The 21436-nt window shown below is 56.2% G+C and carries 26 protein-coding genes and 1 riboswitch; all 26 genes read right to left on the reverse strand.

Annotated elements, in window-relative coordinates:
- Nucleotides 1-14 precede the first annotated feature (14 nt).
- The 26 genes from nuoK to NNL35_RS00710 all read right to left on the reverse strand — a co-directional run bounded on the left by nuoK (nucleotide 15) and on the right by NNL35_RS00710 (nucleotide 21331).
- On the reverse strand, nucleotides 15-326 hold the full coding sequence (nuoK, locus tag NNL35_RS00585) for an NADH-quinone oxidoreductase subunit NuoK (protein WP_006680140.1): 312 nt from the start codon (nucleotides 324-326) through the stop codon (nucleotides 15-17).
- Nucleotides 327-848, reverse strand: coding sequence for an NADH-quinone oxidoreductase subunit J (locus NNL35_RS00590; protein ID WP_006680141.1), 522 nt, complete (start codon nucleotides 846-848; stop codon nucleotides 327-329).
- Nucleotides 841-1293, reverse strand: a complete 453-nt coding sequence (nuoI, locus tag NNL35_RS00595) for an NADH-quinone oxidoreductase subunit NuoI (protein WP_006680142.1) — start codon at nucleotides 1291-1293, stop codon at nucleotides 841-843. The genes NNL35_RS00590 and nuoI overlap by 8 nt, the downstream gene beginning before the upstream one ends.
- 16 nt (nucleotides 1294-1309) lie before the next feature.
- Complete coding sequence (nuoH, locus tag NNL35_RS00600) at nucleotides 1310-2320, reverse strand: NADH-quinone oxidoreductase subunit NuoH (RefSeq protein WP_006680143.1); 1011 nt, start codon at nucleotides 2318-2320, stop codon at nucleotides 1310-1312.
- Nucleotides 2320-3420 (reverse strand): NADH-quinone oxidoreductase subunit D, encoded by a 1101-nt coding sequence (locus NNL35_RS00605; protein ID WP_006680144.1) that lies wholly within the window; start codon nucleotides 3418-3420, stop codon nucleotides 2320-2322. The genes nuoH and NNL35_RS00605 overlap by 1 nt, the downstream gene beginning before the upstream one ends.
- Nucleotides 3421-3426: 6 nt before the next feature.
- A complete protein-coding gene (locus tag NNL35_RS00610; protein ID WP_006680145.1) occupies nucleotides 3427-4581 on the reverse strand; it encodes an NADH-quinone oxidoreductase subunit C in 1155 nt (384 codons plus the stop codon).
- The gene (locus NNL35_RS00615) at nucleotides 4578-5096 is read right to left on the reverse strand and encodes a NuoB/complex I 20 kDa subunit family protein (protein ID WP_006680146.1); all 519 of its coding nucleotides are present in this window, start codon (nucleotides 5094-5096) and stop codon (nucleotides 4578-4580) included. Before NNL35_RS00615 ends, NNL35_RS00610 begins: the two co-directional genes overlap by 4 nt.
- Nucleotides 5081-5455, reverse strand: coding sequence for an NADH-quinone oxidoreductase subunit A (locus NNL35_RS00620; RefSeq protein ID WP_040734613.1), 375 nt, complete (start codon nucleotides 5453-5455; stop codon nucleotides 5081-5083). Before NNL35_RS00620 ends, NNL35_RS00615 begins: the two co-directional genes overlap by 16 nt.
- 460 nt (nucleotides 5456-5915) lie before the next feature.
- Nucleotides 5916-6338, reverse strand: a complete 423-nt coding sequence (locus NNL35_RS00625; RefSeq protein WP_006680148.1) for a F0F1 ATP synthase subunit epsilon — start codon at nucleotides 6336-6338, stop codon at nucleotides 5916-5918.
- Nucleotides 6339-6405: 67 nt separating this feature from the next.
- Nucleotides 6406-7812 carry a F0F1 ATP synthase subunit beta gene (gene atpD, locus NNL35_RS00630; RefSeq protein WP_006680149.1) on the reverse strand — a complete coding sequence of 469 codons (1407 nt, stop codon included), beginning with the start codon at nucleotides 7810-7812 and terminating at the stop codon, nucleotides 6406-6408.
- 43 nt (nucleotides 7813-7855) lie between these two features.
- A complete protein-coding gene (gene atpG, locus NNL35_RS00635) occupies nucleotides 7856-8716 on the reverse strand; it encodes an ATP synthase F1 subunit gamma (RefSeq protein WP_040734615.1) in 861 nt (286 codons plus the stop codon).
- A gap of 103 nt (nucleotides 8717-8819) precedes the next feature.
- On the reverse strand, nucleotides 8820-10334 hold the full coding sequence (gene atpA, locus NNL35_RS00640) for a F0F1 ATP synthase subunit alpha (protein WP_006680151.1): 1515 nt from the start codon (nucleotides 10332-10334) through the stop codon (nucleotides 8820-8822).
- A gap of 34 nt (nucleotides 10335-10368) precedes the next feature.
- The gene (locus NNL35_RS00645; protein WP_006680152.1) at nucleotides 10369-10911 is read right to left on the reverse strand and encodes a F0F1 ATP synthase subunit delta; all 543 of its coding nucleotides are present in this window, start codon (nucleotides 10909-10911) and stop codon (nucleotides 10369-10371) included.
- A complete protein-coding gene (gene atpF / locus NNL35_RS00650; RefSeq protein ID WP_006680153.1) occupies nucleotides 10908-11393 on the reverse strand; it encodes a F0F1 ATP synthase subunit B in 486 nt (161 codons plus the stop codon). The genes NNL35_RS00645 and atpF overlap by 4 nt, the downstream gene beginning before the upstream one ends.
- A 92-nt stretch (nucleotides 11394-11485) precedes the next feature.
- Complete coding sequence (atpE, locus tag NNL35_RS00655) at nucleotides 11486-11698, reverse strand: F0F1 ATP synthase subunit C (RefSeq protein ID WP_005544835.1); 213 nt, start codon at nucleotides 11696-11698, stop codon at nucleotides 11486-11488.
- 98 nt (nucleotides 11699-11796) lie between these two features.
- On the reverse strand, nucleotides 11797-12582 hold the full coding sequence (gene atpB / locus NNL35_RS00660; RefSeq protein WP_040734618.1) for a F0F1 ATP synthase subunit A: 786 nt from the start codon (nucleotides 12580-12582) through the stop codon (nucleotides 11797-11799).
- Nucleotides 12583-12612: 30 nt separating this feature from the next.
- Nucleotides 12613-12990 carry an ATP synthase subunit I gene (locus NNL35_RS00665; RefSeq protein ID WP_006680155.1) on the reverse strand — a complete coding sequence of 126 codons (378 nt, stop codon included), beginning with the start codon at nucleotides 12988-12990 and terminating at the stop codon, nucleotides 12613-12615.
- Nucleotides 12983-13216: an AtpZ/AtpI family protein gene (locus tag NNL35_RS00670; RefSeq protein WP_006680156.1), complete on the reverse strand. Its 234-nt coding sequence runs from the start codon at nucleotides 13214-13216 to the stop codon at nucleotides 12983-12985. The genes NNL35_RS00665 and NNL35_RS00670 overlap by 8 nt, the downstream gene beginning before the upstream one ends.
- Nucleotides 13217-13392: 176 nt before the next feature.
- Entirely contained in the window at nucleotides 13393-14547 is a 1155-nt protein-coding gene (gene wecB, locus NNL35_RS00675) for a non-hydrolyzing UDP-N-acetylglucosamine 2-epimerase (RefSeq protein ID WP_006680157.1), read from the reverse strand.
- Between the two features lie 86 nt (nucleotides 14548-14633).
- Nucleotides 14634-15263, reverse strand: a complete 630-nt coding sequence (gene upp, locus NNL35_RS00680; protein WP_006680158.1) for a uracil phosphoribosyltransferase — start codon at nucleotides 15261-15263, stop codon at nucleotides 14634-14636.
- Between the two features lie 661 nt (nucleotides 15264-15924).
- Nucleotides 15925-17175, reverse strand: a complete 1251-nt coding sequence (gene glyA, locus NNL35_RS00685) for a serine hydroxymethyltransferase (protein WP_006680159.1) — start codon at nucleotides 17173-17175, stop codon at nucleotides 15925-15927.
- A gap of 72 nt (nucleotides 17176-17247) precedes the next feature.
- Nucleotides 17248-17817 (reverse strand): TIGR01440 family protein, encoded by a 570-nt coding sequence (locus tag NNL35_RS00690; protein ID WP_006680160.1) that lies wholly within the window; start codon nucleotides 17815-17817, stop codon nucleotides 17248-17250.
- A gap of 23 nt (nucleotides 17818-17840) precedes the next feature.
- Entirely contained in the window at nucleotides 17841-18299 is a 459-nt protein-coding gene (rpiB, locus tag NNL35_RS00695; RefSeq protein ID WP_006680161.1) for a ribose 5-phosphate isomerase B, read from the reverse strand.
- Nucleotides 18300-18557: 258 nt separating this feature from the next.
- Nucleotides 18558-18641, reverse strand: a riboswitch (ZMP/ZTP riboswitch).
- 44 nt (nucleotides 18642-18685) lie between these two features.
- Entirely contained in the window at nucleotides 18686-19279 is a 594-nt protein-coding gene (locus NNL35_RS00700) for a low molecular weight protein arginine phosphatase (protein ID WP_006680163.1), read from the reverse strand.
- Between the two features lie 206 nt (nucleotides 19280-19485).
- Nucleotides 19486-20049 carry a manganese efflux pump MntP gene (locus NNL35_RS00705; protein WP_040734620.1) on the reverse strand — a complete coding sequence of 188 codons (564 nt, stop codon included), beginning with the start codon at nucleotides 20047-20049 and terminating at the stop codon, nucleotides 19486-19488.
- 109 nt (nucleotides 20050-20158) lie between these two features.
- Entirely contained in the window at nucleotides 20159-21331 is a 1173-nt protein-coding gene (locus NNL35_RS00710) for an L-threonylcarbamoyladenylate synthase (protein WP_006680165.1), read from the reverse strand.
- Nucleotides 21332-21436: the final 105 nt, after the last annotated feature.

Consider the following 21436-nt stretch of genomic DNA (forward strand, 5'->3'; position numbering starts at 1 on the left):
TATCCTCCTTACGGTTATCTCTTCAATTCGTTATATTCGTCCACGTTGGCCGTGCCGCGGTTCCGATACAACGCGATTAGAATGGCGACGCCGACCGCCGCTTCCGCCGCGGCGACCGCAATCGTGAAGAGCGAGAAGATCTGGCCCTTCAGATTCGGCACGACCCCGTACTTGGAAAAGGCGATCAAGTTCAAATTGGCCGCATTCAGCATCAGCTCGATGGACAGCAGCACGATGACGGCATTGCGCTTCGTCAGCACCCCGTAGAGTCCAATGCAGAACAGGATGGCTGCCAGCGTAAGGTATGAAGCCAGCATGCTCCCCATTTAATCCGCCTCCTTCTTCGCGAGCACGATGGCCCCGATGAATGCGACGGTCAACAGCACCGACAGCAACTCGAACGGGATAACATGCTCTGTGAATATCTGCTTCCCGAGCTGGAGCGCATTGTCCTGGGCCAGGGCGGCCGGCTCAGGCACGGGGAAATCGGTGCCGCGTATCGTAAAGAACAGCACCCCGAACAAGGCCAGACAGCCAAGCGCGGCCAACGTCTCCCTTAGCGGGCGCGATACCTCTTCATCCTGCCGATCATGCCGGGTCATCATGATGCCGAAGATCATCAGAATCGAGATGGCTCCCGTGTAGACCAGCACCTGGACGAAGGCGACGAACTCGGCTTCCAGCATAACGAAGATGCCCGCCAGCCCGAGAAAGGCGAAGGCCAGCGATACGACCATATGAACGACCTTCGTAAAATTAAGCATCAATACCGATCCGGAAATAATGCAGATGGCAAGCACGAAGAAGGCTACCGTTTCTCCCGTCCACTCGATGGAGAAGTTAAACATTTTTTCTGGCGCCTCCTTTAGGCATGGCTGAATTGTTTTCCTGCCGTATATTCTGGTTGTTCTCGTTCAACCATTCCATGTTTTTGAACAGCTCGTCGCGGCTGTACGTCGCCAGCTCGAAATTGTTCGTCATGACAATCGCTTCCGTTGGACATACCTCGGTGCACAAATCGCATAAAATGCAAATTTCAAAGTTGATGTCAAACGTATCGATAACCTTGCCCTTCTTCTCCGGATCCGGATTCGGCTTCCCAGTGAGCGTGATGCAATCCGTCGGACAAATGCGCGCGCACATGTTGCAGACGATGCACTTGTCCGGTTCGAAATATTGAATGCCGCGGAACCGGTCAGGCATTTCCAGAGGCTTATCGGGATACGGATAGGTGACTTTTTTGGAAGTCAGCGCCTTCATCGTGACGCCCAGCCCTTTGAATAATCCTTTCACGTATTTCACCCCTAGCCTATTTGTTGAATAATTCGATATATAGCGCCGTCAGGAAGACATTAAGAAGCGCCAGCGGCAGCAGCACTTTCCATCCGAAGCTCATCAGTTGATCTACGCGAATGCGCGGCATCGTGGCCCGCAGCCAGAAAATGAAGAAAACGCAGAACGAAAATTTGAGCACGAACCACAAAATCCCCGGAACAAAATCAAGGAACGGAAATGGCGGATGCCAGCCCCCGAGGAACAGCACCGTCGTCAGCGCGGAGAGCGCGAACACGTACACATATTCCGCCAGCATGAAAAAGGCAAACCGGAAGCCGCTATACTCCACATGATAGCCGGCGACCAGCTCCGATTCCGCCTCCGGCAAATCGAACGGAGTCCGGTTCAGCTCGGATATCCCCGCAATGAGGAAGACGACGAAGCCGATAATCTGCGGGAACAGATTCCATTCCCAAAAATAATTGCCCTGCCCTTCTACAATGGTACGCAAACTGAGCGATCCATTCAATAGAATAATGCCAACGACGGAAATGACAAGCGGAATCTCGTAGCTGATCATCTGCGCTGCAGAGCGCATTCCGCCCAAAAGTGAATATTTATTGTTGGAGGCCCAGCCGCCGATAATGATGCCGATGGTCGTAATGCTGGAGAGGGCGGCGTAGTAGAGCAAGCCTACATTCAAATCGGCGAAGCCGAGCCGTTCGCTGTACGGTATCGTCGCCAGGACGGCGAACGCGGGCACATAGGCGATGACCGGAGCAAGGATGAACAAGGCCCGATCAGCTTTGCGCGGAATGGTGTCTTCCTTAATAAGCAGCTTGAATATATCCGCGACCGTCTGCAGCAGCCCGAGCGGTCCGACCCGGGACGGGCCATGGCGGAACTGCATCCAGCCGATCACTTTCCGTTCGAAATAGATCGCATACGTGACGAAGCCCAGAACGACCAGCATCATGACAACGGCCCAGCCCAGAAAGATGAAGGTATTCGTCCAGGTGAGCGATTGTTGGATTAGTTCTTGCACTAGCAATCCACCTCCCCGACGACGATATCGACCCCGCCCAATATCGTAATAAGGTTCGTCATCGTCTCTCCGACGAGCAGCTTCGGCAGGATTTGCAGGTTGACGAAGGATGGACGCCGGAACTTCAACCGATAAGGCTCCTGCTTGCCCCGGGATACGATATAGCAGCCGATCTCGCCGCGCGGCGACTCAATCCGCGCATAGATCTCTCCTTCCGGCGGACGGATGACGCGCGGCACCTTGCCCATCGTCTCGCCTTGGCCCGGGAATTGTTCCACCGCCTGCTCCAGAATGCGCAGGCTCTGGCGAAGCTCCTCCATCCGGAGGACGTATCGCGTGTAGCAATCGCCGCCTTTTCCCACCGGGACATCGAATTCGAACCGGTCGTACAGGCTGTACGGCTCATCCTTGCGCAGATCCCACTTCACGCCGGTGCAGCGAAGATTCGCTCCGCTCAATCCATAGGCGATGGCCGTATCGGCATCATAGGTTCCGATTCCTTTGATCCGGGCCAAAAAGATCTCATTGCCGCTTACCAGCTTGTCGTATTCCTTCAACCGCTTGCGCATGTAAGGAATGAAGTCGCGCACCTTGTCAATCCATCCCGGCGGAGCGTCCCACTTGACGCCGCCGACCCGCATATAGTTATAGGTCAGCCTCGCGCCGCACAGCTCGTTAAACAGATCGATGATGATTTCGCGATCGCGGAACGCATACAGGAACGGGCTCATCGCTCCGATGTCCAGCAGGTAGGTGCCCCACCAGACGAGATGGCTGGCCACGCGCTGCAGCTCCATTACGATCAGGCGGAGAAATTCGGCGCGTTCCGGAATTTCCAGCTGCATCATTTTCTCGACGGCATGGACAAGCACATAGTTATTCGTCATCGCGGACACATAGTCCATTCTATCAGTGTAAGGGATAATTTGCGTGTAGTTGAGGTTCTCGGCCAGCTTCTCCGTTCCCCGGTGCAGGTAGCCCATCACGGGGGTGGCTTCCTTGATCACTTCGCCGTCAAGCTTCACGACAATGCGAAAAACGCCATGCGTGCTCGGATGCTGAGGACCGACGTTCAAGAGCAGTTCTTCTGTGCGAATCAAGGGTGATTACACCTCCGAATCCAACGGCTCATAGTCTTTGCGCAGCGGGTGGCCGACCCAATCGTCCGGCATCATGATGCGGCGCAAATCGGGATGTCCGGGAAAGTCGATGCCCAGCAGGTCATACACTTCCCGTTCACACCAATTCGCGGTAGGCCAGATCGGCGTTACCGAAGCAATGGACGGCTGCTCCCGATCGGTCTTGACATGAACGGCCGCCTCGGCCTTCGTGGATAAATTGATGAAATAGTACACAACCTCGAGATGCGTCTCGTGGTCTGCGCCGGCCAGATTCCGCAAGTAATTGCAGGACCATTCCGGATGATGCCGGAGCAGGCTAGCGCAAGCCAACCAGTGCTCGTTCTTCACCGTAATCGTCGGCAAATGCCCGTTCTCTTCGTTGATGACAGCGGCCTCCACCGCATCCTCGGCCACCTCCGCCTTCAGCAGGGCGACCAGCGCATCGAGCACGGGCTGCTTCGGAGAAGGCTCCTTCGGCTTCGGCGGTTCCTCGCTCGCCTTCGCTCGCGGCGCACGTGCCGGCCGCTCGGGCTTATCGCCGGCTGCGGCAGCCGCTGCCCGGGCAGGCCGTTCGCCCGCAGCTCCCGCGGCGTCCGTGGCTCCTTCGGCCGCAGCCTTCGCCTTCGCGGCGCGCCGCTCCTCCGCCGCCTTCAGTCGGGCGGCCTTCTCCTCCTCGCTGAGCGGCGCGCGCTTCGCCTTGTCCGCCGGCGCTGCCGGTTCGGCCGCGTCGGGCTCGGAAGCCGGCTTCGCAGCGGCTTCGGCGCGCTCGCCCGCCTCCACGGCAGGCGGCGCACTTTCAGCGGCCGGGGACGCCGCTTCCTTCGCCGGCTCCGCCTTCAGCGCTTCCGCAGCGCCTTCCGAATCGGATGCAGGCTCTTCCTGCGCCGCAGGCGATTTCTCGACTTTGCCCCTGGTTCCGGCGCTCTCGTTTTGTTCGGTTTCTTTCATCTGTGCATCTGTCTGGGCTTGATCGTTTTTCTCAGCCTTCACAGTCTCTTCCGCTTTCTCAGTTCGCTCTTCCTTCACAGTCTTTTCGCTTTTTTCAGTCTGATCTTCTTGCACAGCCTCCTCGGCCATCCCTGTCTTCTCGGCTTCTAGCGGCGGCTGAACCGCTACCTGATCCTTCTTCTCCTCGCTCACGCATCTGTCACCCGCTTTCCGGTCTTCGCTTCATAGCGGATTTTCGCTTGCAGCTTGTTAATGCCATAAATCAATGCCGCCGGATTCGGCGGGCAACCCGGTATGTAGATATCGACCGGAACAATCTGATCGACGCCTTTGATGACCGCATACGATTTGACATAAGGCCCGCCGGCCGTCGCGCAGGAGCCCATGGCGATCACCCATTTCGGCTCAGGCATCTGATCGTACAGCCGCTTCAACAGCGGCCCCATCTTCTTCGTAACCGTTCCCGAGACGATCATGACATCCGACTGGCGGGGAGAGGTCCGGAAGATGACGCCGAAGCGGTCCAAATCATAGTGCGAAGCACCGGTGCCCATCATCTCGATCGCGCAGCAGGCGAGACCGAACGTCAGCGGCCATAGCGAGTTGCTGCGCGCCCACGCCTTCAATTGCTCCAGCGTGCCGAAAAATACGTTGCGTTCCAGCTCCTGCCGTTCTTCCAACGTGATTGATTCTAAAGAGAATCCCATCGAAACACCTTCTTTTTCCAGGCGTAAATTAGACCAACCAACAGCAATCCGACAAAAATCAGCATCTCCACCAGCGCGAACAGGCCAAGCTGCTTGTAAGCAACCGCCCACGGGTACAAGAAAACGGTTTCCACATCGAAAATGACAAACATAAGCGCAAACAAATAATACCGGATGTTAAACCGAACTTGTCCCACACCAACCGGATCGTTACCGCTTTCATACGTTGTTTGTTTCATGTCTGTCGGCTTCTTCGGCCTGAGCAGCCGGCCCGCTGTCAGAGCGGCCACCGGCAGAAAAATACCGAGTCCGATAAAAATGGCCACGATGACGTAATTGTTGATGTACTCCAAAGACATCCCCTCCGTCGCAGCTATCGTATTACAGACAACCCTATATTGAATTGTTCTAAACCCGCCACAATTATAACAAAACCTACCAACCCCGTCTATGCAATTCCTGGCATAATCTGTATTCCTTCTTGCAGCGCGGCAAATGGATATATATTGCTATATTTTATTCATCGTGACGGTCCAATAGAAGCATTTCAAAGAAGCTTTTGTGACAATATAGACATATTCGATCGAATATAAATCCAGAGAGGTAAAGCCTATTATTACTATCGGCTTAGATAGAATGATGCAAGATTCATCGTTGAGGAAGCGTTGTTGCGGGATGCATGGTCGAATGGCCGCGCCCAATAGAAGCCGGGGCGGCGGCTGTCAACTAACCTGGGGTCAATTCCGGCGGCAGGGCGCTGCGCAAGCCCTCCGGATACAAATCAAGCCGAGACGCAAGAAGCGCCTCGGCTTGAGTCTATTATCGTGACACGTTCCGTTGGGACACTTGGATCCGTGTTACGGCACGTTGGAGTGACAATTCCGCACGGCGGAAATCGACGTGATCCTGTTTGCTCCGTTGAGCCATCGCCAGGCGTTGTTCCGCACGCGCCTTTGCTGCCTTCGCACGCTCGATGTCGATTTCTTCCGGCAGCTCCGCGCTTTCCGCAAGGACAACAACCTTGTCTCTGCGTACTTCCACGAATCCGCCATGAACAGCAAGCCAGTGCTCCTTGCTGCCTGTCTTAATCTTCATCGGCCCAACCTGCAGCGGCGTTACCATCGGGATATGTCCTGCCAAAATGCCGAGTTCACCTTCCACGCCCTTGACGGTAATCATGTTCACTTGATCCTCGAACACTTTATGCTCGGGTGTGACGATTTCCAATAAAAAGGTGCTCAACTGCGGTTCCTCCTTCCGTTCCATCCGGAACTACCCGTTCCGGACAGCCCGTTTCACGTCAAGCCGCTTATAGCGTCTTTGCCTTCTCCACCGCTTCTTCGATGGTGCCGACGAACAGGAATGCCGCTTCCGGAAGGTCGTCGTGCTTGCCGTCGAGAATTTCCTTGAAGCTGCGAACCGTTTCCTTGACCGGCACGTACTTCCCGGGAATGTTCGTGAACTGCTCGGCAACGTGGAACGGCTGGGACAGGAAGCGTTGAATCTTCCGCGCCCGGGCTACCGTCAGCTTGTCATCCTCCGACAGCTCATCCATACCGAGAATGGCGATAATGTCTTGCAGCTCTTTGTAGCGCTGAAGAAGCTTCTTCACGTCTTGTGCCACATCATAGTGCTCCTTGCCGACGATATCCGGCGACAGGGCGCGGGATGACGAAGACAGCGGATCGACCGCCGGGAAAATACCCAATTCGGAAATTTTCCGGTCGAGGTTCGTCGTTGCGTCCAAGTGGGCGAACGTCGTCGCCGGCGCCGGGTCCGTATAGTCATCCGCAGGAACGTAGATCGCCTGAATGGATGTAACGGAGCCTTTTTTGGTCGACGTGATCCGTTCCTGCAATTGTCCCATCTCGGTAGCCAGCGTCGGCTGGTAACCTACCGCGGAAGGCATGCGTCCCAGCAGGGCGGATACTTCGGAGCCCGCTTGCGTGAATCGGAAAATGTTATCGATGAAGAGCAGCACGTCGCGGCCTTCTTCGTCACGGAAATATTCCGCCATCGTCAGACCGGTCAAAGCAACGCGCAGACGCGCTCCAGGCGGTTCGTTCATCTGACCGAACACCATCGCCGTCTTGTTGATAACGCCGGAGTCTCTCATTTCATAGTAGAGGTCGTTCCCTTCCCGGGTACGCTCGCCTACGCCGGCGAAGACGGAAATCCCGCCGTGCTCCTGCGCGATGTTGTTGATAAGCTCCTGAATGGTAACGGTTTTCCCAACGCCCGCACCGCCGAAGAGGCCAATCTTTCCGCCTTTGACGTACGGAGCAAGCAAGTCGATGACCTTAATCCCGGTCTCCAGAATCTCCGCTTGCGTCGTCAGCTCGTCGAAGCTAGGAGCCGGCTTATGAATCGGGCTGGACAGCTCGCGGCTGACGTCGCCCGCATTGTCAATCGTATTGCCCAGCACGTTGAAGACACGGCCCAATGTCGCCGCGCCTACCGGTACGGTAATCGGATGCCCCATATCGGTTGCTTCCATGCCGCGCACCAGACCATCTGTCGAAGACATCGCGACGCAGCGCACTACGTCATCGCCCAGATGGACGGATGCTTCCAATGTCAAGTCGATGTCAGGCGCGCCAGGAGTCGTCGATTTCTGTTCAATCTTGATCGCGTTCAATATCTCCGGAAGTTGACCGCGTTCGAACTCAATGTCGATAACCGGACCGGTTACGCTAATCACGCGTCCTTTGTTCATCTCGTTCCCTCCTACTGAAAACTTGCGCTATCCTGTTACCCGTTTAAGCTTGAGCGTTCGCTCCAGCTACAATTTCAGAAATTTCCTGCGTGATCGCCGCTTGGCGCGCACGGTTATAAGACAATGTCAGCGAGTTGATCATCTTCGTCGCGTTCTTCGTCGCGCTGCCCATAGCAGTCATCTGCGCGCCGAATTCGCTTGCTTTCGCATCCAGCAGCGCGCTGTAAATGAGCGTCTCCGCATATTTCGGCAGCAGATCATGCAGTACCGCCTCCGGCGAAGGTTCATACTCATAACTGGTCGTCTCTCCGATCAAAGCATCATCATCCAATGGAAGAAGGCGCTTCTCGACCGGTACCTGCGTGATCGCGTTGACGAATTCGTTGTAGAACAGGTTGAGTTCGTCGTACTGCTCTTCTTCAAAATATTTCACGGCTTTATAAGCTATCGTTTTAATATTCGCGAAGGTTGGAGAATCAGGCAGCTCCGTCACGACCTCCACCATCGGCATTTCCCGTCTGCGGAAGTAATCGCGGCCTTTGCGCCCGATGACGAACAATGCATATTCATCCGCCGAACGGTGACGCTCGTTAATGACCTGCATCACTTTGCGGAGCACGTTGGCATTATAGCCGCCCTTCAATCCGCCGTCGGAAGTGATGACCAGATATCCCGTCTTCTTCACCGGACGCTTCGCGAGCATTGGATGCTGAATGCCTTGCGTGCCTGCGGCGATGCTGGAGACGACTTCCTTCAGCTTATCCGCATAAGGACGGGCCGCTTCCGCCTTCTCCTGTGCGCGGCGAAGCTTCGCTGCCCCCACCATTTCCATTGCCTTCGTGATCTGCCTTGTACTCTGTATGCTCTTGATCTGACGTCGTATTTCGAGAATCCCTTTAGCCACTTACCTTCACCTGCCTTTCACACTTTGCGGGAGGCAAAGCGGAATTCATCCCTGTGCAGGCCGGGCCGCCATTGGCTTCCCGGCTTGCCTGTTCACTCTATAATCAGCTCGACACGGCGAAGCTCTTCTTGAACTTGGTAATCGCCTGCACCAGTGCCTCTTCGTTTTCTTTGCTCAAATCTTTCGTATCCCGGATCGATTGATAGATTTCATCGTTGTTCGATTGCAGGTACATATGAAGCTCCTGCTCGAAGCGAAGAACGTCCTTGACCGGAATATCATCGACATGGCCTCTCGTCACCGTATAAATGCTGACGACCTGCTTTTCGACCGGAAGCGGCTCGTTGACGCCCTGCTTCAGGATTTCCATCAGTCGGGCGCCGCGATCCAGGCGGGCCAGCGTCGATTTGTCCAGATCGGAACCGAACTGGGAGAATGCCTGCAGCTCGCGGTATTGGGCCAGATCCAGCTTCAGTGTGCCGGCGACCTTCTTCATCGCCTTGATCTGAGCCGCTCCCCCTACGCGGGATACGGAAATACCGACGTTAACCGCCGGACGTTGGCCGGCAAAGAACAGATCGGACTCAAGGAAGATCTGTCCATCCGTAATCGAGATGACGTTCGTCGGAATGTACGCCGATACGTCATTCGCCTGCGTCTCGATGAACGGCAAGGCCGTCAAGGAGCCGCCGCCATTCTCGTCGCTGAGCTTCGCTGCGCGCTCCAGCAAGCGGGAATGGAGATAGAAGACGTCGCCCGGATATGCCTCGCGGCCCGGAGGACGGCGAAGGAGCAAGGAGAGCTCGCGGTATGCCGCCGCTTGCTTGGACAGGTCGTCGTATACGACCAGCACATGCTCGCCTTTGTACATGAAATACTCGCCCATCGCGCAGCCTGCGTACGGTGCCAAGAAGAGAAGCGGCGCCGGTTCGGATGCCGATGCCGTAACGACAATCGTATAGTCCAATGCGCCGTGGCGGCGCAGTGTTTCCACGACTTGAGCTACGGTCGATTGCTTTTGGCCGATAGCGACGTAAATACATTTTACGCCGTTGCCTTTTTGGTTAATAATTGTATCGATAGCGATGGTCGTCTTACCGGTCTGACGGTCGCCGATGATCAGCTCCCGCTGTCCGCGGCCGATTGGAACCATCGAGTCAATCGCTTTAATTCCGGTTTGCATCGGCTCATGAACCGATTTACGGTCAATGACGCCCGGAGCATTCGATTCCACCGGACGGAATTCCGTCGTCGCGATTTCTCCCTTGCCGTCGACCGGCTGTCCGAGCGAATTCACGACGCGGCCAAGCAGCGCTTCGCCGACCGGCACTTCCATAATGCGTCCCGTACGCTTGACTTGATCCCCTTCGCGAATATCGGTATAAGGACCAAGAATAACGATACCAACGTTGCCTGCCTCCAGGTTGAGAGCCATGCCTACGACGCCGTTGGAGAACTCCAGAAGCTCCCCGGCCATGCAGTTCTCCAAACCGTGAACGCGGGCGATTCCGTCACCGACATTAATAACCGTGCCGACTTCGGCCACTTCGATCTCAGCCTTGTAATTCTCGATTTGACTTTTAATCAGTGTGCTGATTTCTTCAGGTCTGATGCTCAATTCGCTTCACCCCATTCTTCCGTGCTTATATCGTTTAACGTACTTGTGTTTTCAACGTTTTTTGAATACGTTCCAGCTGGCCGGACAAGCTTCCGTCATACAAGACGTCGCCGATGCGCACCTTCATGCCGCCGATGATCGAAGCATCGACCTCATTCTGAACGCGGATCGTCTTGTTGAGCATCTGTCCGAACTGGGCGGCAACCTCTTGCTTCCCGGCCTCGTCCAGCGGAAAGGCAGTAGTCACGTAGGCATCAGTCACGCCGGTCGCTTCGCCGACGATGCGGACGAAGTGATTCTCCAGCTCGGGAAGGATGCGGATGCGCCCCCGTTCCGTCAGGAGCAGCAGCGTATTCAGGACAATCTCGGATACTTCGCCTTCGAACGCCTGCCGAAGAATGGCCTGCTTCACGCTGACATCAATATTCGGCGCGGAGAACAGGACGAACAGTTCCGAAGTCGAGTTCATGACTTCCACGACAGCCTTCAATTGTTGTTCGGTCTCGGCAACGGCTTTGCGCTCGGATGCCAGGTCGAACAGCGCTTTGGCATAACGTTTCGCTATATCTTTGCTCATTGTTTGCCCCCTACCTCTTTCAGGTACTGGTCAACCAATTGGTCTTGATCCTTCTCGTCCACCTGCTTCTGAAGAAGCTTCGAGGCGATGGCGACAGACATGCCGCTGACCTCATTGCGCAGGGCAGCCACAGCCTTGTTCTTCTCGCTCTCGATATCGCGGGCTGCTTCTTCCTTCAAGCGTGCTGTCTCGGCCTTCGCTTGACCGATGATATCGTCGGCCTGTCTAACGCTGGTCTGCTTCGCCTGCTCGATAATGTCATAAGCTTCTTTGCGGGCAGAATCGAGAGCCTGCTTCTGCTCTTCGATATAAGTCTGAGCTTGCGTCCGGCTGTTGGCTGCTTCATCGAGCTGCTGCTTGACCAGCTCGCGGCGTTTCTCCATGACGCTGAACAAAGGCCCGAATGCATACTTTTGAAGCAAAAAATATAGGATGAGGAAAGCGATGATCGCCCATACGAAATTTTCCCACACGAATTTCACTACAGTCACTCCTTTCCGTTAACATGACGCGCAAGTACAAAACGAAGGCGCGGATGGCATCGGCCTTCCCCGCCAGACCGTTTGTCTATTCATTAAGAGAACATTGCCAGGAATGCGATAACTGTAGCTGCGAGCGGAATAACCTCGACGATACCGACACCGATAAACATGGTCGTTTGCAACATGTTGCGGGCTTCCGGCTGGCGGGCAATCGACTCCACCGTACGGCTTACGATCATACCGTTACCAAGACCTGCGCCCAATGCGCCCAAACCTACTGCAATTGCTGCTGCTAACATACCCATTAGAAAAGTCCTCCTCAAATTCATGTATTTGTGAATTGCTTGTGTGTATATGTCTCACCCGAAATAGCTCATCAAAATGATGGATTCGGCAGAGTTTGTTAATGTTCTTCATGCACGGACGCTTGCCCGATGTACACCATCGTTAGCATCGTGAAGATAAAGGCTTGCAACGCGCCGATAAAGATACTGAATCCTTGCCACGCCGCGAGGAACGGAAGACCGAAGATGCCTGCTCCGATAAGCGTCGATATCAGAATCTCCCCCGCGAAGATGTTCGCGTACAACCGGATGCCAAGCGCGATCGGCTTCGCCAGATTCTCCACAATGTTCAATGGAAGGAAAATCGGGAACGGCTCGAGATAATGCTTCAAGTAATGCTTGCGATTTTTCTTCAGGCCCAGGAAATTCACAATAACGAAGACCATGAACGCCAGACCGAAGGTTACGGAAACATCCGCTGTAGGCGACTTATACCATAGCAGGTGGACGTGCTCCGGTTTGCCTTTGGCAGCGAGATCGTCGAAGACCTGTTGGCTCGTCGTAATGATCTCCTTGCCGAAGATCGTCTCCGGATGGTGTGCCTCCGTGATGACCGCGAACGGCAATCCCAGCAGGTTGGATACAAAAATAAACAAGATAAGCGTCATCCCTAAGGAGATGTATGCCTTGCCTTTCTTGAAATCCATCGCGCTGCCGATAATCCCCTGTACGAATTCGACAACCCATTCCATGAAGTTCTGCATTTTGGAAGGATTCTCGACCGACAGATTGCGGACGGCCAATCGAGCAATGATGAATACGACGACTACACTGATGAGAAGCGTGAGTATGATGGATAAATCCAACTGTAGCCCGCCAACCTCAATAATCGGTGATGAGTGCATAAATGTGTTCACCCCTTTCCAATAAGCTGCTTATTCACCTTTTCTCCATTCCATAATGACGCTGACGATAATGGTCACGACTTGCATGAATATCAGTCCCACAATAGTCGACACAAGCGACACCTGTTCGAACTTCATGCCGATCATCACGGCCAAGAGAACGATACACATTCTCGTAACGAGTCCAAGACTGAACCTTTGCCTTGTCTGACTGGCGGCAAGTTCGGCCAACTGTCTCACCTTCATCGACAAATAGCGCGCATTAATGAGACCGGCGACGGTTCCTAGCGTCAAGCCGGCTGCATAAGGGCGGTGCTCCGGTGAAAAAGCCCATACGAGAAGGAACATCGACATCAGGATGAATGCCACCCTGGTCACGGCATGGACAATCGAAGTCATATCATTCATCTTGTTCCCCCATGAACTTCCTTACAAAATAAATAATGTTCATGATGCCGAGACACATCCCGGCGATCATGCCGACGGCCAGCCACAGCTTGGGCCCGTCCAACACTTGCGCCAGCCATTTCCCCGCAAAGTATCCGATGACGATGTACACGGCGAGCGTGACACCGGCTCCACCGATGCTGAGAGCGATGAACCAAGCGCTGTCATTGCGTTTCGAAGTCTTCATAGGCTAATAATTCCCATTCATTTTACTGAACAATACGAGATTTTGTCAATTCGTTAAAACCTTGTATTTATAAGGATGAAAACGTTGTATTTTGTCTCTCGATGTCGTAAAAATCCGCGTAAACCGTACAGTATCACTGTATGCTGGTACGTTAGGGTATAGAAGATGCTCCGAATTCAAATTGTGAACTTTGTGTGAAAAGATTCCGGACGCTCCGCTTGCCGCCCGAAACTGTGAAGAATCGCACTGACAATACGCCGGGACGCCTTCCCGTCTCCGTATGGATTCGCCGCTTGGCTCATCCGGGAATACAGCTCCTGATCGGTCAACAATTGTTTGGTTCGGCTATACACCTTCTCTTCGTCCGTGCCGACAAGCTCCAGCGTGCCCGCTTCAATGCCTTCCGGACGCTCGGTTGTGCCCCGAAGCACAAGTACGGGTACGCCAAAGGACGGCGCCTCTTCTTGCATGCCGCCGGAATCCGTAAGGATAAGATGCGTGTGCGGATAGATGTTGTGAAAATCAGCGACATCGAGCGGCTCGATAAGCTTGATCCGCGGGTGATCGCCCAGCATCTCATGCGCCGGAACACGAACAGCCGGGCTTGGATGCACCGGATAGACAATCGCGATATCCTCGAATTCATCGGCGATGCGCCGCACGGCACGGAAAATATTGCGATGCGGCTCCCCTTGCGATTCCCGGCGGTGAGCCGTCATCAGCACAAGGCGCTTGCCCTGTGCCCATTCCAGCACCTCATGGGTGTAATCGGAACGTACTGTATATTGAAACACATCTGTTATTGTGTTGCCTGTGACATATATCGATGATTCTTTCTTATTCTCCTGCTTCAGGTTGTTCGCGGACCATTCTGTCGGGGCAAAATGCAGGTCCGCCAACACCCCGGTCAGCTGCCGGTTCATCTCTTCCGGATACGGCGACAGCTTGTTCCACGTGCGCAATCCCGCCTCGACGTGACCGACCGGAATCTGCTGCATGAACGCCGCATAACTGGCCAGGAAGGTCGTCAGCGTATCGCCGTGTACAAGCACGATGTCCGGCTTCGCCTCCTTCAGCACCGGCTCCAGCCCTTGCAGCACCCTGATCGTAATATCGTTCAGCGACTGCTGGGCCTGCATAATGTCCAGATCGTAATCCGGCCGAATGTTGAATACGTCCAGCACTTGATCAAGCATTTGACGGTGCTGGGCCGTCACGCAGACGATCGATTCGATCTGGTCCGGATGCTTTTGCAATTCCAGAATAAGAGGCGCCATCTTGATCGCCTCCGGGCGGACACCGAACACCGTCATCACTTTCAGTTTCGACATCTCGTTCTCCTCCGCTATTTCCATATTATCGGCATGCTATAACCATATTATCGGCAGTTTATGCCACATTCATTTAGCGATATGCCTTATTTCGTACCGAAAAGCCGGTCGCCCGCATCGCCCAATCCCGGCACAATGTAGCCGTGGTCGTCCAGACGCTCGTCCAGCGCGGCCAAATAAATATCGACGTCAGGATGCGCATCCTGAACCGCCTTGACCCCTTCCGGCGCCGCAATGAGACACATCAGCTTAATCTGGGTGCATTCGCGCTTCTTCAGCACATCAATAGCAGCAATCGCCGATCCGCCGGTCGCCAGCATCGGATCGATGACGATAAGCGCCCGCTCACGCACATCGGTCGGCAGCTTCGTGTAGTATTCAACAGGCTTCAACGTCTCTGGATCGCGGAATAGACCGACATGTCCGATTTTGGCCCCCGGAATCAGCTTCACTACCCCTTCCACCATGCCCAGGCCGGCCCGCAGAATTGGAATCAAGCCAAGCATACGGCCGGAAATGACCTTGCATTCCGTCTCCGCCACCGGCGTCTCCACAGTGGAAGTCTGCAGTGGAAGTTCGCGCGTAATCTCATACGCCATTAGTGTTGCGACCTCGTCTACCAATTCGCGGAAATCTTTCGTGTTCGTGCGCTTGTCACGAATCAGTGTCAATTTGTGTTGAATCAAAGGATGATCGCAAATGATCAATTTGCCCATATAACATGTCCCTCCGCTTTTTACTCATGTTGCTTGCTAGAAAATGTCCAGCGATTCTTATTCATCGTCAAACAGGCCTATTATAACATTCCCGCCTTGTATCTGCACGTTTTCAAGATCACTTTATGACTCCCATTTATCGCCTGGCCGATCGTGACAAATCGGCTCTATCCCTATTAGTGACATCCCGCCCTCTGGTTATACCTGGATCAAAAATAAAGTTTGTGCCCTTTTTACATTTTCTCCGTCCCGCGCACGTCCTTTACGTCACCCTCCCATCTAATCAGCTTTATCGCCTCCACAGTCCATTACGCCACTCTCCCATTTAGTCAGATTATCGGCACTATCATCCTTTTCGTAACTATCCCATCTCGTCAGGTGCGGTCATGTATGGTCATCGCCCACGTCCCGTTGCGAGTAAGCAATGTCTGCCGAGCGAATTCTTTATCGCTCCCGGTCTCAATCAGCCGAGAGTGCGGCTCGGGACGTTGCTGCTCTGTGGAGGCGAAGAAAGTACAAACTACAAATGCAAACGGGTGAAAAATTGAACTCTGAGCTATGGGGATATTGCATATAAGAGGCCCGCTGCATCTCCTTACATAAAAAATCCGGTCCTCCCCTGAGCTGCCGCCCCGGGGAAAGCCGGATTACATATGTCCAATTAATATTTTAGCGATTGATACAGCGGGTATTGCGCCGTCAGCTCCTGCACCATCCGGCGCGCTGTCGCCAGCGTTTCTTCGTCGGCCGGGTTTTTCAGCGTCATGGCAATCACCTTGCCGATCGTGCGCATCGCTTCGACATCCATACCGCGTGAAGTTGCAGCCGGCGTGCCGATGCGGATGCCGCTCGTAATGAACGGACTCGTCGGATCGAACGGAATCGCGTTTTTATTCACAGTAATGCCTACCGAATCCAGCACCTTCTCCGCATCCTTGCCCGTAATGTTGACGTTGCGCGTATCAATCAGCATCAGATGATTATCGGTGCCGCCGGATACGATGTTCAGCCCTTCTTCGACCAGGGTAGCCGCCAGCGCTTGCGCGTTCTCGATGACCTGTGCCGCATATTGCTTGAAGGATGGCTGCAGCGCTTCGCCCAGCGCGACTGCCTTGGAAGCAATCACATGCATGAGCGGACCGCCCTGCGTGCCCGGGAAGACGGCTTTGTCAATCGCCTGTGCCCAGGCCGAACGGCACAGAATCATTCCGCCGCGCGGACCGCGAAGCGTCTTGTGCGTCGTCGTCGTCACGAAATGCGCATGCGGCACTGGGCTTGGATGCAGACCCGCGGCCACCAGACCGGCGATATGCGCCATATCGACCATGAACAGCGCGCCTACGTCATTGGCGATGGACCCGAGCGCTTCGAAGTCGATGATGCGAGGGTAGGCGCTGGCGCCGGCAACGATCATTTTCGGACGATGCTTGAACGCAGCCTTGCGCACCTTGTCATAATCGATGAGGAATGTCTCTTCCTCTACGCCATAGGCCACGAAGTTATACAGCAAGCCCGAAGCATTGACCGGGCTGCCGTGCGTCAAGTGGCCGCCATGCGCCAGATTCATGCCAAGGACCGTGTCTCCCGGCTTCAGGGCCGCCAGATAGACCGCCATGTTCGCTTGCGCACCGGAATGCGGCTGCACATTCGCATGCTCGGCCCCGAACAGCTCTTTCGCCCGGTTGCGCGCAATGTCCTCGACGATGTCGACATGCTCGCAGCCTCCGTAGTAGCGCTTGCCTGGATAGCCTTCCGCATATTTATTCGTCAGGACGGTCCCCATCGCTTCCATGACCGCTTCGCTTACGATATTTTCCGAGGCGATAAGCTCGATATTGTTCCGCTGACGCTGCAGCTCCAAATCCATCGCTTTCAGCACTTCCGGATCCGATTGTCGTAAATGTTCTATCATTGGCCAAGCCCTCCCATTTCATCCTTAATCATAATTAGAAATCAACCTTGCGAAAACAGGCCGCGAACGGCGTCAATCGCATGAAGTTCCGCTATCGTCCGGTAAACGGTAGACCGCCCGCTCGCCGCCGATCAGCTTCGGCCGCGTCGACGCCATCGTTACCCTGGCGCTGCCGATGGAACGGAGCTCCGTTCGCAGCGGAACGGCCACGCGGCGCAAATGCATGCCGATCAGCGTCTCGCCGATGTCGATGCCGGCATGCGCCTCGATGGACTCGGCCAGACATGCGTCCGGCAGCATGCGGTACGCCTGTGCCGCCATCGAACCGCCCGCATGCGGGACAGGCACCGCGGCGACCTCCTCCAGCCGGAATTGCTCCAGCGTGCGGCGCTCCACGACCAGCGCGCGGTTCAGGTGCTCGCAGCATTGAAAAGCGAGCTGCAGGCCGAACTCGGTCCGCAGCACATTCAGCCCGTCGAACAGCATCCGGGCAACGTCAAGCGTGCCGGCCGTGCCGATCCGCGCGCCGGCTACTTCGCTTGTGCTGCAGCCGATGACGATCAGTTGGCCCGGGGCAAGCTTCGCTGCAGCCGCCAGTTCCCGGGCGGCCTGCTCGGCCTGCCGCTCATAAGAAGAATTCATGTCGTATCCTCCTCACTGATGCGCTACGGTGCCGGGTTGTACTTGCGCTCGGCTTCCTCCACCTTGCGGATGCGGCCTGCATGGCGCTCCCCTTGACTGAATTCCGTGCCGAGCCAGACGCGGACGATCTCTTCCGCCAGGCCAGGGCCGATGACCCGTTCTCCCATGGCGAGCACGTTCGAATCATTATGCTCCCGCGTCGCCTTCGCGGAGAACAAATCATGCACGAGCGCGCAGCGAACGCCAGGCACCTTGTTCGCGGCGATGGACATGCCAATCCCGGTCCCGCAGATCAGAATTCCGCGATCGGCTTCGCCGGCGGCCACCTTCTCGGCGACAGGCACGGCATAATCCGGATAGTCGACCGAATCAGTGCAATGGCAGCCGAGATCCTCTACCTCATGCCCCAGTTCTCGAATTACCGCGATAATACCGTCCTTCAGCTTCACACCTGCGTGATCCGCTCCAATTGCAATTTTCATGTACGTTCCCTCCATCCCATCATTCCCTGGGCGAGGCCGCAGCCCCCTCCAGGAAACAATATGCTGTCTGTCCATTATAACCAATTTTCGAACAGTTGGCCCGCATCTTCGACATGATTTTGCCGAAAGCTTGCTTCTCAATGCCAGCACCGGAACAAGGGGCTGCATCCCTCCCGTAAATGCCTTTAAGTGCGTGTTCAAGAACTGAGTCCTCAAAAAAAAGAAAAAAGAGCATAGCATGGCCTTAACCATGCATTGCTCTTTCGCCCAGGCGACCGGCCGTATATCACTCGATGCTCCACCGTGGTTCTCCCACTTCCGTCGCCAGTTACACCGAGTGCCACTCATCTATTTCCGATAATAATGGATGCGCCGCGGAAATGCAATCACTTTGTGTCAGGCGGGGCCAGCTTGTCCACCACGACGAGCAGCGCCTCCCGAATCTGCAGCGCGGTCATCCGGTATTCCTCCAGCGAACCGCCGAACGGATCCGCGACATCCGGATTCGGGCAGAGCCGATCCAATTCGGCCAGTTCCGCCAGCTCCTCCGGCGTCGGCTCCTGTCCCAGCGCCTGCTTCAGCTGCAGCTCGGCGGCCAGCTCCTGCAGCCGATCGCGCTCCCCGGAACCGCCTTCTCCCGGCTCCGCATATTCCCTCAGCGTATAAGTCTTGTCGGCCGCTGCGGGGAACCGCTGCAGCACATGGCGCTTATGGCCGACGGTCAGCGTCAAGATAAGATCGGCCCAGACCACCTCCGCTTCGCTCAGCGCCGTCGAAGCAAACGTCTCGTATCCCTCAACATGATGCTCCTTCAACACGGCAGCGGCATGATCCGACATCGGCGTTCCATCCCATGCCGATACGCCCGCCGACTTGACCTCCAGCTCCAGCCCCCGTTCGGCGGCCAGTTGGCGGAGCATCGCTTCCGCCATCGGACTGCGGCAGGTATTGCCTGTACATACGAATAATATCCGGTTCATAGGCCGTCACTCCTTTGGATGGTGTATGATTCTATTTTCGGTAGGGCGGCACGGGTGCGAGCGCACCGGCTCCCTGATTATCGATAACTCCGGCCGCTGCATCATCGGCGGATGTTGTCACCTTCGTCGTCATGATCACTCCCCCAAGGAGAGGATCCCTTTATCCCTATCGTACCCGAATGCCTCCCGGATTCACAGTTCAACCGTTACGGCAGCAAAAAGAGAATGCCGAAGGTGAGCAGAATCGCTCCTCCGATCGCTTCCCCGTACTCGCCGATGGTGGCCCCGACCCGCTGGCCGAGCACCAATCCCATGACGGACATCGCTCCTCCGGCCAGTCCAAAGGCAACGATGGTCACCATAAGGCTGGTTTGGAACATGCCCAGCGATACGCCGACGGAGAATGAATCGACGCTTACGCTCAATCCGAACAACAGCGTCCCCCAGATCGACATCTCATAGAGAGAGCCCGAGGACCCTCTCCGGAAAGAACTGAACATCATATGTCCGCCCAGCATGATGAGCAGCCCGCCAGCGGCCATCACCGCTACATGTCCAAGGATGGAGCTGATATAATGCCCCGTCAAGACGCCAAGCAGCGGCATCACGACATGGAGCAGCGCGATAACTCCGCTGATGCGGAATATCTCCGCCGAGCGCATCCCTCTCATGCCCAGGCCCAGACAAAGTGAAAAGGCGTCAAAACCGAGTGCCACGGCCATGACGACTATCGTGATCCACTGACCTGCCGGTACTGCCGTCTCCCACATCGCGTTCTCCCCTTGTCCATCGTCTGAGATCAGCGTATGCGGACAAGGAGGCAATGATGACAAGTCCTTCAAGGCGGGAAACGTGGCGGCCAGCGGCTATCCCGCTTGTTCAGCAGCGGATAACGCGGTGCCCGGCGGCCTTTAGCAGCCGGTTCATGACTGCCAATCCGATCCCTTCGGTGGAGCAGGCTTCCGCCATAATGAAGCCGACCCCTTCCTCGTCGAAGCGGCGCAGCCCTTCATACAGCCGGTGCGCGGCCTCCTCCGGCGCGGACACGCTGCCCAGCGGCACGACGACATCCGCCCGATACGCGGCCGTATGCTCGGTGAAGGCGAGCACGCCGGTGCGCTCTCCGCGCTGCCGGGCGGCGTCGAGCTCCGCCTGGATGCGGCGGGCCGCGGCTTCCGGCGAGGCGCTCTGCACGATCGCGAGCGTGCCTTGCGGCGCATAATGGGCATATTTCATGCCCGGGGAGCGCGGCGCCGCTAACGTCTCGCCGGCTTCCTGCGCCGCGGGCGCCGCGAGCGCTCCGTCCGGATCGACAGCCGGGTCGATCGTGACGTTGGCGGCCATCTCGCGCAGCATGGCGATCGTCACGCCGCCGGGGCGCAGCACATGAATACGGTCGCCGTGCAGCTCCACGACGGTCGATTCGACGCCGACGCCGGTCGGTCCGCCATCGACGATGCCGCCGATGCGGCCGTCCAGATCCTCGGCGACATGCTCGGCCCGCGTCGGGCTCGGGCGGCCGGAACGGTTCGCGCTCGGCGCAGCTACCGGGCAAGCGGCGGCGCGGATCAAGGCCAGCGCCGTATCATGCGCCGGCATGCGGACGCCGACCGTGTCGAGGCCGGCCGTCACCCGCGGCGAGACGGCTCCGGGGCGCACCGGCAGCACGATCGTAAGCGGGCCGGGCCAGAAGCGGTCCATCAGGCGCCGCGCCGTCCCGCCGAACGGCTCGACCAGCTCATCCAGCATCGCCATATCGGCGATATGCACGATGAGCGGATTGTCGGACGGGCGCCCCTTGGCGGCGAAGATGCGTTCGACGGCACGCGTATCGCGCGCGTCTGCGCCGAGGCCGTAGACCGTTTCGGTCGGGAACGCGACCGTGCCGCCTGCGGCTAGCAGAGCAGCCGCCTCTATAATGGCCGGCTGTCCCTCTAGCGGCTGCTCCGCGTCGACCGTCCAGTGCTTCGTTGCCTCTCCCTTACGGCCGGCAGCCGCCTCCGCAGGCTGGTCGGCAAGCTTCGGTTCATTGAATCGATTCATGACGTTCATTCCTTATTCTCTCAGATGGGGATCAACGCAAGAAAGATGCCAAAACAGCTTCGGCATCTCCCAGTCCATCCCGTCGAATTGATGTCTTCTTCTAGTTGTACCATA

This window comes from Paenibacillus dendritiformis, assembly GCF_945605565.1.
GTDB classification, from domain to species: domain Bacteria; phylum Bacillota; class Bacilli; order Paenibacillales; family Paenibacillaceae; genus Paenibacillus_B; species Paenibacillus_B dendritiformis_A.